The organism is Thioclava nitratireducens (assembly GCF_001940525.2).
In the GTDB taxonomy this organism is placed as follows: Bacteria; Pseudomonadota; Alphaproteobacteria; order Rhodobacterales; family Rhodobacteraceae; genus Thioclava; species Thioclava nitratireducens.
Genome location: NZ_CP019437.1, coordinates 1,492,522 through 1,507,994 on the forward strand (window position 1 = coordinate 1,492,522; position 15,473 = coordinate 1,507,994).

The 15,473-nt window shown below is 63.8% G+C and carries 13 protein-coding genes; 8 read left to right on the forward strand and 5 right to left on the reverse strand.

The annotated features are described in order from the left end of the window. Window positions 1–77: 77 nt before the first annotated feature. The 4 genes from BMG03_RS07375 to BMG03_RS07390 form a co-directional block, all read right to left on the reverse strand. Window positions 78–839 (reverse strand): ABC transporter permease, encoded by a 762-nt coding sequence (locus tag BMG03_RS07375; protein WP_075776057.1) that lies wholly within the window; start codon window positions 837–839, stop codon window positions 78–80. After that, complete coding sequence (locus BMG03_RS07380; protein ID WP_075776056.1) at window positions 839–1,627, reverse strand: ABC transporter ATP-binding protein; 789 nt, start codon at window positions 1,625–1,627, stop codon at window positions 839–841. The genes BMG03_RS07375 and BMG03_RS07380 overlap by 1 nt, the downstream gene beginning before the upstream one ends. 72 nt (window positions 1,628–1,699) lie before the next feature. After that, window positions 1,700–2,713 (reverse strand): ABC transporter substrate-binding protein, encoded by a 1,014-nt coding sequence (locus tag BMG03_RS07385; RefSeq protein WP_075776055.1) that lies wholly within the window; start codon window positions 2,711–2,713, stop codon window positions 1,700–1,702. Window positions 2,714–2,887: 174 nt separating this feature from the next. Continuing rightward, on the reverse strand, window positions 2,888–4,804 hold the full coding sequence (locus BMG03_RS07390; RefSeq protein WP_167733389.1) for a 5'-nucleotidase C-terminal domain-containing protein: 1,917 nt from the start codon (window positions 4,802–4,804) through the stop codon (window positions 2,888–2,890). Between the two features lie 232 nt (window positions 4,805–5,036). On the opposite strand from BMG03_RS07390, the gene nudC reads away from it, so the two are divergent. Further along, the gene (gene nudC, locus BMG03_RS07395; RefSeq protein ID WP_077701163.1) at window positions 5,037–6,068 is read left to right on the forward strand and encodes an NAD(+) diphosphatase; all 1,032 of its coding nucleotides are present in this window, start codon (window positions 5,037–5,039) and stop codon (window positions 6,066–6,068) included. Window positions 6,069–6,135: 67 nt separating this feature from the next. Next, complete coding sequence (locus BMG03_RS07400) at window positions 6,136–6,603, forward strand: SRPBCC family protein (protein WP_075776054.1); 468 nt, start codon at window positions 6,136–6,138, stop codon at window positions 6,601–6,603. A gap of 12 nt (window positions 6,604–6,615) precedes the next feature. Here BMG03_RS07400 and BMG03_RS07405 read toward each other — a convergent pair whose 3' ends face one another. Then, window positions 6,616–7,473, reverse strand: coding sequence for a prephenate dehydratase (locus BMG03_RS07405; RefSeq protein ID WP_075776053.1), 858 nt, complete (start codon window positions 7,471–7,473; stop codon window positions 6,616–6,618). A 208-nt stretch (window positions 7,474–7,681) separates the two neighbouring features. Here BMG03_RS07405 and BMG03_RS07410 point away from each other — a divergent pair, with 208 nt between their 5' ends. The 6 genes from BMG03_RS07410 to BMG03_RS07435 all read left to right on the forward strand — a co-directional run bounded on the left by BMG03_RS07410 (window position 7,682) and on the right by BMG03_RS07435 (window position 15,430). Beyond that, window positions 7,682–8,230 carry a c-type cytochrome gene (locus BMG03_RS07410; protein WP_075776052.1) on the forward strand — a complete coding sequence of 183 codons (549 nt, stop codon included), beginning with the start codon at window positions 7,682–7,684 and terminating at the stop codon, window positions 8,228–8,230. A gap of 151 nt (window positions 8,231–8,381) precedes the next feature. Beyond that, the gene (locus tag BMG03_RS07415) at window positions 8,382–10,298 is read left to right on the forward strand and encodes an extracellular solute-binding protein (RefSeq protein WP_075776051.1); all 1,917 of its coding nucleotides are present in this window, start codon (window positions 8,382–8,384) and stop codon (window positions 10,296–10,298) included. Between the two features lie 32 nt (window positions 10,299–10,330). Beyond that, window positions 10,331–11,488, forward strand: coding sequence for a microcin C ABC transporter permease YejB (locus tag BMG03_RS07420; RefSeq protein ID WP_075776050.1), 1,158 nt, complete (start codon window positions 10,331–10,333; stop codon window positions 11,486–11,488). Then, on the forward strand, window positions 11,488–12,600 hold the full coding sequence (locus BMG03_RS07425; protein ID WP_075776049.1) for an ABC transporter permease: 1,113 nt from the start codon (window positions 11,488–11,490) through the stop codon (window positions 12,598–12,600). The genes BMG03_RS07420 and BMG03_RS07425 overlap by 1 nt, the downstream gene beginning before the upstream one ends. After that, entirely contained in the window at window positions 12,597–14,207 is a 1,611-nt protein-coding gene (locus BMG03_RS07430; protein WP_075776048.1) for an ABC transporter ATP-binding protein, read from the forward strand. The genes BMG03_RS07425 and BMG03_RS07430 overlap by 4 nt, the downstream gene beginning before the upstream one ends. After that, window positions 14,204–15,430, forward strand: a complete 1,227-nt coding sequence (locus BMG03_RS07435) for a glycosyltransferase (protein WP_075776047.1) — start codon at window positions 14,204–14,206, stop codon at window positions 15,428–15,430. The genes BMG03_RS07430 and BMG03_RS07435 overlap by 4 nt, the downstream gene beginning before the upstream one ends. Window positions 15,431–15,473: the final 43 nt, after the last annotated feature.

Here is a 15,473-nt window from a genome sequence, read left to right on the forward strand (position 1 = left end):
GCGCGGTCGACGCGCCCCCTTTCCCTTCGCAGAAATATCCCGGGGTTGAATGGCGAAGCCAGAAGGCGCAGCGCCCCTTACCCCGGCTGCCGTTCGGCCCAACTTGCGAAGACTTTCTCCAGCGCGACGACGGCGTAATAGAGAAGGATTCCGAGGAAGGCCAAGGCGATCAGCACTGCGAACATCAGCGGGTAATCCCCGTTGGTCTGGCCCGACAGGAACAGCGCGCCGAGGCCCTTGCCGTGGGGCGAGATGATCTCGACGAGGTTGGTGCCGATGAAGGCCAGCGTCACCGAGACTTTCAACGCGCCGAAGAACTCGGGCAGGGTTTTGGGCAGGGCGATCTTGCGGAAGATGGTGAATTTCGAGGCCCCCAGCGCGCCGAGGATATCGCGATATTCGGGCTCCAGCGTGGACAGGCCGATCCCTACTGACACGGCGATCGGGAAGAAGGAGATCATGAAGGCCATAAGCACGGTGTTGAAGTCATGCGCGCCGATGAACAGCAGCGCCAGCACCGGCACGACTGTCGCCTTCGGCACCGCGTTGAAGCCCACCAGAAGCGGATAAAGTGCATCGCGCGCGGTGCGCGAAAAGCCCATGAGCATGCCGAGGAAGGTGCCAAACACGATCGAGATCGCAAGCCCTGCTACCGTCCGCCATAGCGTCTGCCAGCTATCGACCAGGAACAGGTTCCAGTAGCGCATATAGGCGGCGGGCAGGTCCGACGGCGAGGCCATGACGTAGTTCGGCCAGCCATTCGCCCAGACGATGAATTCCCAGATCGCGAGGAAAGCGACGATCGACAGGATCGGGGTGAAGATTTTCTTGGCGTCCATCAGTGTACCCCCGCGTCGCGGCGCTGCGCGATCCGGATTTGGTCGCGCAGGAGATGCAGCATCTCGACGGCTTTCGGCTCGTAGAGAACGTCGATCGTGCGATCCTTCGGCAGGTCCACATCCAGCACGTATTGCGTATGCGCCGGGCGGCCCGAGAGGACGATGACCTGATCGCCGAGGAACACGCTCTCGCGCAGGTCATGGGTGATCAGAACGGCGGTGAAAGGCTCGGCGGCGCGTAGGTCGCGCATCGTCTGCCACAGATCCTCGCGGGTGAAATTGTCGAGCGCGCCAAAGGGCTCGTCCATGATCAGCACATCCGGCTTGTGCACGATGGCGCGACAGAGCGAGGCGCGCTGGCGCATCCCGCCGGACAGTTCCGACGGGCGCTTGGTCTCGAACCCCTTCAGGCCCACCATCTCCAGCAAGTGCTCGGCGCGCGCGGCCTTCTCGGATTTCGCCATGCCCGGAGCCACGATCTCCAGAGGCAGCATCACGTTCTCGATGATCGAGCGCCATTCCAGCATCACCGGGTTCTGGAACGCCATGCCGACGGTCTTGCGCGGGCTGGTGACCTTCTCGCCATGAAGCCAGACCTCGCCCCGGTCGGGTTTCATCAGCCCCGCCACCAGACGGGTGAGGGTGGATTTGCCGCAGCCCGAGGGGCCGACCACGGCGCAGAACTCGCCCTGCGGTACGCGGATGTCCAGTTGGTCGAGCACGGGCAGGGGGCCATGCTTGGTTTGATAGGCGTGGGTCACGCCGCGAATGTCGATGAGATTTTCCATGAGGGTCCGGCGCGAGAAGGCAGAGAATAGGGGCGGGTGCATCCACGGCGCCCGCCCCTGCAGGATGTCGGATCAGTCGATCTTCCGCTCTGCCGCGTCGGGCAGGTACGCGCTGTCGAAATAGAGAGCCGCATCGGGCGCGTTCTGGAACTCGTAGACGGTTTTCGTCTGCTCGATCGCGGTGGCCATCCGGTCCGCGTCGATCCCGCCCATACCGTTTTCCTTGACGTAATCGGTCAGGACATTGGCATCGATTGCCATTTGAAGTCGCTCGGTCTCCAGATCCTTGTCGGCGGCTGGGTTGCGTTTGAGAAGCGCGTCGATCGCCTTGCCCGGATCAGAGATAGCGGCTTTCCAGCCCTCGGCGGTCGCCTTGATGAAGCCGGTAATCTCTTCAGGATGCGCCTTCGCGTAATCCGTGTTCACGATGATCGCATTACCGTAAAGCGCCACGCCGTAATCGGCCATCAGCAGCACCGACTGGTCCTCCATGCCCACGCCCAGACGCTTGAGATTGAGCGTCGAGGAGAAGGAGAAGCCGGTGACTGCATCGACCTTGCCCTCGGCCAGCATCGGCTCGCGCGTGGGGAAGCCGACCGGTTCGACCTTGATCTTGTCCATGTCGAGGCTGGCTTCCTTGGCGAAGATCGGGAACTGTGCCCAGGCGCCATCCGGGGGCGGCGCGCCCAGCACTTTGCCTTCGAGGTCTTTGGGCTCGTTCACGCCCTGCGACTTGCGGCCGACCACCGCGAAGGGCGGCTTGTCATAAACCATCATCACGGCGGTGACGGGCGCGCCGGGGTTCTGGTCGAGGAATTTCATCAGTGAGTTGATATCGGCGAAGCCCACCGGATAGGCGCCGGTTGCCACTTTCGGGATCGCGTCGAGCGAGCCCTTGCCCTCGGAGATTTCGACCTCCAGCCCGGCCTCGCCATAGAACCCCTCGTCGATAGCGAGGAAATAGGGCGCCGAGGGGCCTTCGAATTTCCAGTCCAGCGCGAAAGGCATCTTGGTTTCGGCCTGTGCCAGCGTGGCTGAGAGGCCGAGCGCGAGCGCCGCGAAAAGTCCCGGTTTGATGTGCAGCATGATATCCCTCACTCCGTTAATCCGTTTTCGCCCCGATCCTGACCGGCGGCGCGCGGGGGTAAACTCAAACCGCGTGTGTCATGCGAGTTGGCAGGTCGCTCACGGTTCCGTGATTAAGTTTTGTGCGGGGTGCTGCGTAAATGCAAGAAAATTGGGCGCCACATCGGCGCGCCCTCAGAGGGCGATCTCGAGTGGAAGGAACCCGTTCGCATTGACCGGTCCGGGTTCGGCCTGCAATCCGACTTGCGCGAGCTCCGACAGGTAAGCCGATGCGCCGGGGCCCGTATGATACAAGGCGCGCGCGCCGGGCAGGGGAGCGAACCGCCAGATCGGCGGCGCGTCGATGCGGAGCGGTCCTTGCTGCGCATCGATTTCCTGCAGCAGCAGGTCGCGCACGCGCATCGGCTCCGGAGCGAGGGAGACGGGGCGACCCCGCTGCTTGAACCCGCCGCCGCCGGAGAGGCGGAAATCGTTGCTCACGACGATGAACCGGTCTGTATCACTGACGCGAGCACCCTCGTGGCGCAGGTCGCGGATGCGTCCCCGTGCGGCCGTGTTCAGGCTGCCATCCGGGCGGAAGCGCGGTGGCTGCGACAGGTCGATCTCGTAGGTAAGCCCCGCGATCACGTCGAAATGGTAACTCGCGAAGGCGAAATCGCAGAGCATCCGCAACCGCCCGTCGGCGCGCTGCTGGTTGTAGATCGAGACCGCCTGTTCGAGCCAGTCGCGCAGTTCCGCGCCACTGAGTTCGACCGCGGCGACCATGTTGTTGAACAGGTAGATGTCGTCGAGATGGCTCATCCGCAGCGGGCCGGCAGGGATGTCGATGAAATGCGCAGAGCCTGCCGTGCCGCCCGATTTGAAGCTCGACGCAGCGCCGAGTAGGGGCAGGTCCGCTTCGGGGCGTCCAGCGAGCTTTTCGCGGGCATATCGCCGTTTCGCCGCGATGGTCAGGGCGAGTGTCCGGTCCGGCGCGATCTGGGTGAAATAGCTGTGCAGTGGCTCTGCGGTGGTGCCGATGGGGCGGCGGATGTGATCGAGCGTGCGGCGATGGGCGCGGGCCGAGGAGGCAAGCACGGCCGCGCTGTCCGGCCCGCTCTCGCCCTGCGCTGGGCGCAACTCCGCCCGGTGCGCCGCGAGTGCCCAGCCTTCCTTCCGTTTTTCCAGAACGAGATCGAGCACTCCCAGATGCGTCCCGCCGGCCCCGGCGTTGAGCGCGGGCTTGCCGTGAAGCGTGCCCAGAACCGGATCGATCCCCGCGAAACTCGGACGGGAAGGATCGGGAAAGCGCAGGTGGTCATGCCCAGCCAGCACGATGTCGATCCCGTCGAGCTGCGCGATCGTGACTGCCGCCCGCTCGGCGGCGGGGGCCGAGCCTTGCGGCGCGTTCTGATCCAGCGGCAGCGGAGAAATCCCCGTATGGGCGAGGGCGACGACCAGATCGGCCCCGGCTGCACGGATCAGACGCAGCTGCGCCTTCATCGCCTCCAGAAGTGAGGAGGTCGAAAGCTCGGCCTCGGATCGCGTCTCGAGCCACGCAAGGCTGGGCGGCGGCAGCACGCCAATCACCGCGACCCGCAGATGTCGCTCGGTACCGTGACTGTCGCGAAAGCGGCGTTCGATCATCGCCCAAGGCCGGATCGGCGTATCCGACGAGGCATGCAGATTGGCGCAGACGGTGGGAAAATCCGCGGTTTCCAGAGCGCGCTCGAGCGACGCCAGCCCGAAATCGAATTCGTGATTTCCAAGCGCGGCCGCGTCGTAGCCCAAAGCGTTCATTGCCGCGATCATCGGATTTTCGCCGTCGTGGCTGTCCGCCGTCTCTCCCGGCTCGCTCCAGAGCTGGGTCAGGGGCGTGCCTTGAAGGAAGTCGCCGCAATCGAACAGCAGGCAGTTCGGGGCTTCGCTGCGCGCTTGCGCAATCTCCGAGGCCAGCGCTGCCAAGCCTCTGCGCGGGGCCGGGCGGTCATTGAAGTAATCGTAGCCCCGCGCTTGACCATGCAAATCGGTCGTCTCAAGAACCCTCAGCGCGAGTGTGACGCGCTGATCCGAAAACTGGCCGGGCCAATCCCGGTCAGACAGTTTCCCCATGTGATCCCCTTGGCCCGTAATTGACCTTTTATCGTTTAAATGCCGCCCCTTGGCGGTCGTGTGTCCCACACGCAAGCTAGAGTAGAGGTCGGTCGTTTGCCAAGTTTTAAATTGACGTAACGCGTTTGCGAGGTCCGGGCACGTGGCGGCTCTGGCTTGCGCGTCACCTGATCGGCACTGGTCTCCGGCTGGCGCCCCGTGGCATGGGTAGGGCGATCCGCAGGAGTTTTTCATGCCGCCCGATTCCCTCGCCGACGCGCGAAAGCCGATTTCTCAACCCGCCCGGTTGTCTCAAGGACGCGTGCTCGATTCGCGGGGCTTGGCCTTTGCGGAAGCGCCGGGTGCGCTCGAGCGGGCGGCCCATCTGCGGGGCGATGCAGAGCGGCTCGCGGATCTGCGCGCAGGCGAAGCGGCGCGGGTGGTTGCGCTTTGGCGCGGGCGTCCGCTGTTCGGGCCCGAAGGGCTGCACCTTCTGCGCGCGGGCGAGGCGGCGCTCGAGGCTATGCCGGGACCGGAGATTTTCCTCGGGTGCCACGACGGGTGTGCTCTGTTTTCCCGCGATGTCTCGGCTTTCGAGCCCGAGGGTGAACGACCCGACGGGGCGGCCTTCTTCGACGCCTCCGAGCAGCGCCATCCCGATCTGCCCGACGATATCGTCTTCGCCGAGCTGCGTGGCCGGATGGGGTTTCTGAGCCCGGTCGAGGCGGAGATCGCCGCCACCGCGCGCGGGCTCGTGGAATGGCACCGGACGCATCGTTTCTGCTCCACCTGCGGCGCCGAAAGCGAGCCGGAGCAGGCGGGGTGGCATCGGCGCTGCCCGGTTTGTGAGCGGCACCATTTTCCGCGGACCGACCCGGTCGTGATCATGCTGATCACCGACGGCAACCGGCTCCTGCTGGGGCGCGGCCCGCATTGGCCCGAGACGATGTATTCCTGCCTCGCGGGCTTCATGGAGCCGGGAGAGACGGTCGAGGCCGCCGTGCGCCGCGAGGTGTTCGAGGAAAGCGGCGTCGAGGTGGGAGAGGTCTCTCTCGTCGCTTCGCAGCCGTGGCCGTTCCCGGCCTCTTTGATGCTGGGGTGTCGCGGCGTGGCGACGACCACCGATATCACCATCGACCCGGTCGAGATCGCCGATGCACGCTGGATCAACCGGGAGCGTCTGCTGCAGGTTGTGGCTGGGCGCGACCCTGAGATCTCCGCGCCACGCCAGGGCGCGATCGCCGGTTGGCTGATGCGCGAGTGGCTTGCAGATCGGCTGGAATGAGGCCAGTTTGCCGCGCACGGCGCGCCGCTCCCCGGTGCCCTGACTGCTGATCCGAGGAATTCGTCTCATGAAATTGTCGACCCGCACCGATATTTCCGCGCCCGCCGGTTTCGTCTTCGGACGGCTCGCGGATTTCGGGAGCTTCGAGCGGGTGGCGATGCGCCGCGGGATCACGCTGAAACGGCTCGATACGCTAAACGAACCGGGCGCAGGCATGTCTTGGGATATCGGTTTCCGTTTTCGTGGCAAGCAGCGCCAGATGATCACCGATGTGAAGCGTTTCGAAGTGCCGGAACTGATCGTCTACGAGGGCGTTTCGAACAGTTTCGAGGCGGTGATGGATTTCGATCTCACGGATCTGTCGCGAACCCGGACGCGGTTGCAGGTGGGGCTGGAGTTGAAGCCGCGCAGTCTCGGCGCGCGGCTGATGATCCAGTCGGCCAAGCTCGGCAAGGGCAACCTCGAACGCCGCTTCAAGGAACGGATCGAGCAATTCGCGCAGGATATCGAGCGTCAGCACGAGAAGATCGCCTGACGCCCGGCCCCCTCAGCTCTTGCGTTCCGGTGCGGCCGGGTAGACGCCCAGAATTTCCAGATAACTGGTGAAGTAATCCAGTTCCTCGAGCGCGCGCGCCAGCGCCGGATCGTCGGGATGGCCTTCGACATCGGCGTAGAACTGCGTCGCGGTGAAATGCCCGCCGACCATGTAGCTTTCGAGCTTGGTCATGTTCACGCCATTGGTCGCGAACCCGCCCATTGCCTTGTAGAGGGCTGCCGGGATGTTGCGCACCCGGAAGACGAAAGTGGTCATCATCTTCTCGCCACGCGGGCGGGTGTCGGGCTCGGTGCCCATGATCAGGAAGCGCGTGGTGTTATGCGCGTGATCCTCGATATGCCGGGCGAGGATGTTGAGGCCATACGTCTCGGCGGCCATGTCGGAGGCCAGCACGCCGACGCTGCGGGTCTGTGCCTGCACGAGTTCGGCGGCCGCGCCCGCACTGTCGGCGGCGGCCTCGCCCCGGATCCCGTAGCGCGCGAGGAAGCTTGCCGCCTGCGGCAGAAGCACCAGATGCGCGCGGACCTTTTCCAGCTCATCGATCTCCACGCCGGGCAGGGCCATCAGGCTGATATGCACGCGCACGAAGGCCTCGTCGAGGATATGCAGCCCCGATTCCGGCAGCAGGCGGTGAATGTCGGCCACCCGCCCGTAGGTGGAGTTCTCCACCGGCAGCATCGCGAGATCGGCGTCGCCTTTCTTCACCGAGGCGATCACGTCCTCGAAGGTGCGGCAAGGGACCGGTTCGAGGTCCGGACGCGCGTCGCGGCAAGCCTGATGCGAATACGCGCCCAACTCGCCCTGAAAAGCGATCCGTCCGGTTCTCGGCGTTTGTCCTTGGCTGCTCATGGGCAATCCCCCCCCGCACTGATCTCGTCTCGCGCCCCTGCCTAGCCCGTGCCTGCGCGGAAGGGAAGAGCCGGGGCGCAGAGGGCTCACGCTGCGTCATCCCCCGGTCACTCTTCGGAAATCCGATCACATCTGGTAAAGTTCGCTTGATCTAAAGGGCCCTGTGCGGATAGATGCGCGGGACGACGACGCATATCAGGGACGAGACATGTTCAACACGATGACCTTCACCAAGGCGGCGGGCGCGTTTCTGGGCGCGTTGCTGTTCTTCCTGCTTACGGCCTGGGCCTCCAGCGCGCTCTACACCGTCGGCGAAAGCCACGACGCTTCGGGCGGGAGCGAGCACGCGATGAAGGACATGATGTCCGCAGCGCCCGGCGATCTACTGGCCGCGCCGGAAGAAGGCGATGGCGCCGCGAAGGAAGAGCAAGTCGCACAGGTCGAACTGGGCACCGGCGATGCCGCCAAGGGCGAGAAGATCTTTGGCAAGTGCAAGGCCTGCCATTCGCTCGAAGGCAAGAACGGTGTCGGCCCGCATCTCGACGGTGTGGTCGGTCGCCCGATCGCTTCGGTCGCGGATTACTCCTATTCGGACGCGCTCAAGAGCCATGGCGGCGAATGGACGCTCGAAGCGCTCAACGAGTGGCTGACCAACCCGAAAGACTTCATCCCGGGCAACAAGATGTCCTTCGCCGGTCTCAAGAAGCCCGAAGACCGCAACGACGTGATTGCCTACCTGCAAGAGCATTCGAACTGAGGCAAGCCCTCTCGAAATCTCTCAAGGCCGCCTCTTTGGGCGGCCTTTTGCATTTCCCGCCGTGCTTTACAGATTCGTAACTTGCTCCCTGTGCGCTAAGGCTTTTAGCTAGGCAGACGCGAAAACGCTTTGGAGCAGGGAGCAGGAGTGCATGGCAAAAGCGCGAGTGGCGAGTAAAGCGATCGATCTGGATTGGACGCAGGTGGCGCCGCGCGCGCTGAGCGGGCTGGTTGCAGCGGGTCTGATCTGGGCGGGGCTGGCCTTCGGCGCACATGCACAGGATAGCACCCAGGGCAGCGACACGATCATCTCCTACGGGATCGCGACGCTGGGGCATCTGAAGTATCCCGCCGATTACGCCCATCTCGACTACGTCAATCCGGATGCGCCCAAGGGCGGGGAAATTTCGGAATGGGCGCCGGGCGGCTTCGACAACTACAATCCCTATTCGATCCAGGGCCGAGCGGCCGCACTGTCCTCGGTGCCGCTGGAGTCGTTGATGGAAGGTACCGCCGACACGGTTGGCGAGCTTTACTGCCTGCTCTGTAAAAGCCTCGAATATCCGCCGAGCAAGGATTGGGTCACCTTCACCCTGCGCGACGGGATCAAGTTCTCCGACGGCACGCCGCTGACTGCGCAGGATGTGGTCTTCTCCTACGAGCAGCTGCGCGACAAGGGGCTGAGCTCTTTCCGTGCGGTGATCGCCCAGCAGGTCAAATCCGCTAAGGCGATCGACGACAAGCACATCCGTTTCGACTTCCAGCCCGATTACCCGCGCCGCGATATCATCCAATCGGTTGCGTCGCTGCCGATCTTCTCCAAGGCGCAGTTCGAAAAGGAGAGCATCGACCTGTCGCAGACCTCCCCGGTGCCCTTCATCGGCTCGGGCCCCTACATGTTCGACAGCGTCAAAAGCAATCGCGCGATCACCTGGAAGCGGAATCCCGACTATTGGGGCAAGGACCTTCCGATCAACAAGGGCCGCTCGAATTTCGACAAGATCCGCGTCGAGTATTTCGGCGATTACCAGTCGGCCTTCGAGGGCTTCAAATCGGGCACCTACACCTTCCGCAACGAAGCGAGTTCGATCATCTGGGCCACCGCCTACGACTTCCCGGCGATGCAGTCGGGCGAGGTCGTGAAGGCGGAACTGCCCAACGGCAACATCGCCTCTGGGCAGGGCTTCGCGATCAATCTGCGCGAGCCGAAATTCGACGATATCCGCGTGCGCGAGGCGCTCGGTCTCGTCTTCAACTTCGAGTGGTCGAACGACACGCTTTTCTACGGGCTCTATGATCGGGTCGAGAGCTTCTGGGAAAACTCCAAGCTGCAGGCGCAGGGCAAGCCCTCGGCGGAGGAGAAGAAAATCCTCGAACCGCTCGCCAAGGATCTGCCTGACGGCATCCTGACCGACGACGCGGTGATCCAGCCGGTCTCGGGCAAGCGCCAACTCGACCGCAAGAACATGCGCAAGGCGGCGAAACTGCTCGAAGAGGCGGGCTGGACCGTCGGCGATGACGGGATGCGCCGCAACGACAAGGGCGAGAAGCTGACCGTTGCGATCCTCAACGACAGCCAGACCTTCGACCGCGTCATCAACCCTTATGTGCAGAACCTGCGCGCGCTCGGCATCGATGCCAGAATGGACCGCGTCGACGACAGCGAGTATGAAAACCGCCGTCGCAGCCACGACTTCGACATGATCACCACCCATCTGGGGCAGGACGAAATCCCCGGCTCGAACCTGCAGCAGTATTTCGGCTCGGGCTCGACCGATGACGTGTTCAACGCGATGGGGCTGAAGAACCCGGCGATCGACAAGATGATCCGCATGGTCGAAGAGGCGAATACAGAAGAAGAGCTGTTGCCGCGTGTCCATGCGCTGGACCGCAGCCTGCGCGCCCTGCGCTTCTGGGTGCCGCAGTGGTTCAAGCCCACCTACACGGTCGCCTATTACGACATGTACGATCACCCGGAAAAACTGCCGCCCTACGCTCTGGGAGAACTGGATTTCTGGTGGTATGACGCCGACAAGGCCAAGAAACTGAAAGCGAGCGGCGCGCTCTGAGCGACCGCCGATAAACGAGCAGAGGGCCGGACATGGGCGCCTATATCCTGCGGCGATTGCTGATGGTGATCCCCACCTTGCTGGGAATCATGATCATCAACTTCACGCTGACGCAATTCGTCCCCGGCGGGCCGATCGAGCAGGTCATTGCCCGCGTTCAGGGCGAGGCGGATTCGATGCGCAACATCTCGGGCGGTGGGGATGCGGGCACGCAGAACCAGGGCGGCGTCGAGGATAGCGGCTATCAGGGGGCGCGCGGCATCTCTCCGGAGCTGCTCAATCAGCTCGAAGTGCAGATGGGCTTCGCGCGGATCGTCTGCGATGACGGGTTCACCGGCACGCCCGATCTGGCGGACCCGGCCTGCCACAAGGAGAAGATCCCGGCCTGGCAGCGCTTCGCGATCATGATGAAGGGCTACCTGACCTTCGATTTCGGCAACAGTTTCTTCCGCAACGAGAGCGTCGTGAACCTTGTGATCGACAAGATGCCGGTCTCGATCACGCTGGGCCTGTGGTCGACGATCCTCGCCTATATCATTTCGATCCCGCTGGGCATCCGCAAAGCGGTGCGCGATGGCACCCCGTTCGACACCTGGACCTCCGGCGCGATCATCGTGGGCTACGCGATCCCGGGCTTCCTGTTCGCGGTGATGCTGATGGTGCTGTTCGCGGGTGGCAGCTATTTCAAGATATTCCCGCTGCGTGGTCTGACATCGGACAATTTCGACCAGCTCTCGATGATCGGCAAGGCGCTCGATTACCTGTGGCACATCGCGCTGCCGGTGACGGCGACGACGATCGCGAGCTTCGCGACCATGACGCTGCTGACGAAGAACTCCTTCCTCGACGAGATCAACAAGCAATATGTGATGACTGCCCGCGCCAAGGGCTTGGCCGAGAAGAAGGTGCTTTACGGGCACGTCTTTCGCAACGCGATGCTGATCGTGATCGCGGGCTTCCCGGCGCAGTTCCTCGGCATCTTCTTCGGTGCCTCGATCATCGTGGAGACGATCTTCTCGCTCGACGGGCTGGGCCTTCTGGGCTTCCAGGCGGCGGTGGAGCGCGACTACCCGGTAATCTTCGGCACGCTCTACATGTTCGGGCTGATCTCGCTCGTCGTGAACATCATCTCCGACATGATGTATGTGTTCGTTGATCCGCGGATCGATTTCGAGAAGAGGTCCGGCTGATGGCATTGTCTCCTCTCAACCAACGCCGCTGGCGCAACTTCAAGGCCAATCGCCGCGCCTTCTGGTCGGCGATCATCTTCGCGATCCTGTTCGTGGCCTCGATGTTCGCGGAGTTCATCGCGAACGACAAACCCATCGTGGTCAGCTACCGCGGCGAGCTGTATTTCCCGATCTACAACTTCTACCCCGAGACCGCCTTCGGCGGCGATTTCCGCACCGAGGCGATCTATCGCGACCCGACCGTGCAATGCCTGATCGAGACGGGCGGCACCGAGGGTTGCTTCGACGCGGACGACCCGAAGGCTTTCGCCAACGAGGCGCTGAAGACGGGCGAGGTCGATGGCGAGAAGATCGAGAAGGGCTGGCTCCTTTGGCCGCCGATCCCCTACAGCTACAACACGATCAACGATGTGGGCACCGCGCCCTCGGCCCCCGATGCCGATCACTGGTTAGGCACGGATGACACCGCGCGCGATGTGCTGGCGCGGGTGATCTACGGCTTCCGCACCTCGGTGCTGTTCGCGCTGATCGTGACCGGGATCGGCTCGATCATCGGGATCGCTGCAGGCGCTGTGCAGGGCTATTTCGGTGGCAAGGTGGACCTGTTCTTCCAGCGCATTCTGGAGATCTGGTCCTCCACGCCCGCGCTCTACGTGATCATCATCCTCTTCGCGATCCTGGGCCGAAGTTTCTGGCTGCTTGTCATGGTCTCGATCCTCTTCGGCTGGCCCGCGCTGGTCGGCGTCGTCCGGGCCGAGTTCCTGCGGGCACGCAATTTCGAATATGTCCGCGCTGCCCGTGCGCTTGGCGTATCGGACCGGGTGATCATGTTCCGCCACATCCTGCCCAATGCGATGGTGGCCACGCTGACCATGCTGCCCTTCGTGATCACCGGCGCGATCGGCGCGCTCGCCTCGCTCGACTATCTGGGCTACGGGCTGCCGTCCTCCGCGCCGTCGCTTGGGGAGCTTGCGCTGCAAGGCAAGCAGCACCTGCAAGCGCCGTGGCTGGCCTTCTCGGCCTTCTTCACCTTCGCCATCATGCTCTCGCTTCTGGTCTTCGTCTTCGAGGGCATCCGTGACGCGTTCGATCCCAGAAAGGTGTTCCGATGAAACCGGTTCTCGAGGTCGAAAACCTGAAGGTCGCCTTCAGCTCCGAGGGCAAATTCACCCCGGCCGTGAAAGGCGTGAGCTTCACCGTGAACGCGGGCGAGACCGTCGCGCTGGTGGGCGAGTCCGGTTCGGGCAAATCCGTGACCGCGCTCTCGACCGTGGCGCTGGTCGGCGGCAATTCCAAGGTCGAAGGCTCGATCCGCTACGAGGGTCGCGAGATGGTCGGCGCCTCGGAACGTGAACTGATGCGGGTGCGCGGCAACGATATCAGCTTCATCTTTCAGGAGCCGATGACCTCGCTCAATCCGCTGCACACGCTGGAAAAGCAGATCGGCGAAAGCCTCGCGCTACACCAGGGCGTGACCGGCGAGCAGGCCAAGAAACGCATCGTCGACTTGCTCGACAAGGTCGGCATACAGAACCCGGCAGACCGGCTGCAGGACTATCCGCACCAGCTTTCGGGCGGGCAGCGCCAGCGCGTGATGATCGCGATGGCGCTCGCCAATGGGCCGGACCTGCTGATCGCGGACGAACCCACCACCGCGCTCGACGTGACGATTCAGGCGCAGATCCTCGAACTGCTGGCCGATCTGAAACGCGACATGGGGATGAGCCTTCTGTTCATCAGCCACGACCTCGGTGTGGTGCGCCGCATCGCGGACCGGGTCTGCGTCATGCAGCATGGCGAGATCGTGGAGCAGGGGAAGACCGAAGACATCTTCGCCAATCCCAAGCACCCCTATACGAAGAAGCTGCTGGAGGCCGAACCCACCGGCCGCGCCGAACCGGTGCCCGAGAACGCGCCCGAACTGGTGCGGACCGAGCATCTGAAAATCTGGTTCCCGATCCAGCGCGGTTTGCTGCGCAAGACCATCGGTCACGTGAAGGCGGTCAACGACGCCTCGCTTTCGGTGAGGGCAGGGGAGACGCTGGGCATCGTGGGCGAATCCGGCTCGGGCAAGACCACGCTCGCGCTCGCGATCATGCGGCTCATTCCCTCCGAAGGGCCGATCATCTACGAGAACCAGGACATCTCCAGCTGGCAGGCGAACAAGCTGCGCGCGCTGCGCCGCGACATGCAGATCGTGTTCCAGGATCCCTTCGGCTCGCTCTCGCCGCGTATGACGGTAGAGCAGATCATCGGCGAAGGTCTGACCGTCCACGGCGTCGAGCCGGGCCGCAACCGCCGCGAGATGGTCGCCGAGATCATGGAGGAAACCGGGCTCGATCCATCGATGATGGAGCGCTACCCGCATGAATTCTCGGGCGGGCAGCGCCAGCGGATCGCCATCGCCCGCGCGATGATCCTGCGTCCCAAGGTGGTGGTGCTGGACGAGCCGACCTCCGCGCTCGACATGACGGTGCAGGTGCAAATCGTGGACCTGCTGCGCGACTTGCAGAAACGCCACGGGCTTGCCTATCTGTTCATCAGTCACGACCTGCGGGTGGTGCGCGCGCTCAGCCACAAGATCATGGTGATGAAGCGCGGCGACGTCGTCGAGGCGGGCAACGCGGCGGAGGTCTTCGCCAATCCGCAGACCGCCTATACGCGCCAGCTGATGGTGGCCGCTTTGGGGGAGAGTTCGCTGACCCCCGAGATTGCATGAAGATCCTCTTCGTTCACCAGAACTTCCCGGGCCAGTTCGTACATCTGGCACCGGCTCTGGCCGCGCGCGGGCATGACGTTCTGGCTCTGACGGTCGAGACGAACCAGCGCCCCTCGCCGGTGAAGGTGGTGAAATACCGCAAGCCCGAGCCGGTCGAGATGTCCTCGCGGCTCACGCGCCTTTACGCCGAAAGCGCCGCGCGCGGGGCAAAGGTCGCGCTGGCCGCCCGGCAGCTGCGCGACAGGCACGGCTATGTGCCGGACGTGATCTTCGGCCATTCCGGCTGGGGTGAGACGCTGTTCCTGCGCGAGGTCTGGCCCGAGGCGAAACTGCTGGTCTATGCCGAGCTGATGTATCGCACGACCGGGATGGACACCGATTTCGACGCGGAATTCCAGAAGCCCGGCCTCGAGACCCGGATCTCCACCACCGCGCGCTCGGCCCATCTGATCCAGTCGATGGTACAGGCCGATGCGGGGCTTGCCCCGACCGAGTTTCAGGCCGAGACCTTCCCGCCGGAGCTGTGCGCCAAGCTCACCATCTGCCATGACGGGGTGGACTGCGCGCGGCTCGCGCCGAACCCGCAGGCGCGTTTCACCGTGCCGGAAACCACGCTCACCTTCCGCCCCGGCGACGAGGTTCTGACCTTCGTGAACCGCTCGCTCGAGCCCTATCGCGGCTATCACTCCTTCATGCGCGCGCTGCCCGATGTGCTTGCGGCGCGGCCCGAGGCGCATGTGCTGATCGTGGGCGAGGAGGGGCAAAGCTATGGCGGCCCGCCGAAGGACGCCAAAAGCTGGAAGCAGAAATTCCTGGGCGAGGTGCGCGACCGGCTGGATATGAGCCGCGTGCATTTTCTGGGCCGCATCCCTTACGGCGATTACGTCGACATGCTCCATGTCAGCCGCACCCATGCCTATCTGACCTATCCCTTCGTGCTCAGCTGGTCGCTGATGGAATCGATGGCTGCCGGATGTGCGATCGTGGCCTCGGATACCGCGCCGGTGCGCGAGGTGATCACCGACGGGCAGACCGGGCGGCTGGTGGATTTCTTCGATATTCCCGGTTGGTCGAAGGCGCTGGCCGAAGGGCTGGCGAACCCGCAGACATTCGCCCCGATGCGCGAGGCAGCCCGCACCCATATGTGCGAGCGTTACGATCTGCGCACCCATTGCCTGCCGCGCCTGATCGCCTTCGTCGAGGGCGCGATCGCCACCGCCTGATCGCGATGCCGACACCAGACGGACTCGACTCCGCATCCTGCGA

What these genes read in the sequence shown, in the direction of transcription:
- BMG03_RS07390 (WP_167733389.1), bottom strand. Translation starts at nt 4,804, where the DNA reads ATGGGGAAACTGTCTGACCGGGATTGGCCCGGCCAGTTTTCGGATCAG.
- BMG03_RS07430 (WP_075776048.1), top strand. Translation starts at nt 12,597, where the DNA reads ATGAAACCGGTTCTCGAGGTCGAAAACCTGAAGGTCGCCTTCAGCTCC.
- BMG03_RS07400 (WP_075776054.1), top strand. Translation starts at nt 6,136, where the DNA reads ATGAAATTGTCGACCCGCACCGATATTTCCGCGCCCGCCGGTTTCGTC.
- BMG03_RS07415 (WP_075776051.1), top strand. Translation starts at nt 8,382, where the DNA reads ATGGCAAAAGCGCGAGTGGCGAGTAAAGCGATCGATCTGGATTGGACG.
- nudC (WP_077701163.1), top strand. Translation starts at nt 5,037, where the DNA reads ATGCCGCCCGATTCCCTCGCCGACGCGCGAAAGCCGATTTCTCAACCC.
- BMG03_RS07425 (WP_075776049.1), top strand. Translation starts at nt 11,488, where the DNA reads ATGGCATTGTCTCCTCTCAACCAACGCCGCTGGCGCAACTTCAAGGCC.
- BMG03_RS07375 (WP_075776057.1), bottom strand. Translation starts at nt 839, where the DNA reads ATGGACGCCAAGAAAATCTTCACCCCGATCCTGTCGATCGTCGCTTTC.
- BMG03_RS07410 (WP_075776052.1), top strand. Translation starts at nt 7,682, where the DNA reads ATGTTCAACACGATGACCTTCACCAAGGCGGCGGGCGCGTTTCTGGGC.
- BMG03_RS07385 (WP_075776055.1), bottom strand. Translation starts at nt 2,713, where the DNA reads ATGCTGCACATCAAACCGGGACTTTTCGCGGCGCTCGCGCTCGGCCTC.
- BMG03_RS07405 (WP_075776053.1), bottom strand. Translation starts at nt 7,473, where the DNA reads ATGAGCAGCCAAGGACAAACGCCGAGAACCGGACGGATCGCTTTTCAG.
- BMG03_RS07380 (WP_075776056.1), bottom strand. Translation starts at nt 1,627, where the DNA reads ATGGAAAATCTCATCGACATTCGCGGCGTGACCCACGCCTATCAAACC.
- BMG03_RS07435 (WP_075776047.1), top strand. Translation starts at nt 14,204, where the DNA reads ATGAAGATCCTCTTCGTTCACCAGAACTTCCCGGGCCAGTTCGTACAT.
- BMG03_RS07420 (WP_075776050.1), top strand. Translation starts at nt 10,331, where the DNA reads ATGGGCGCCTATATCCTGCGGCGATTGCTGATGGTGATCCCCACCTTG.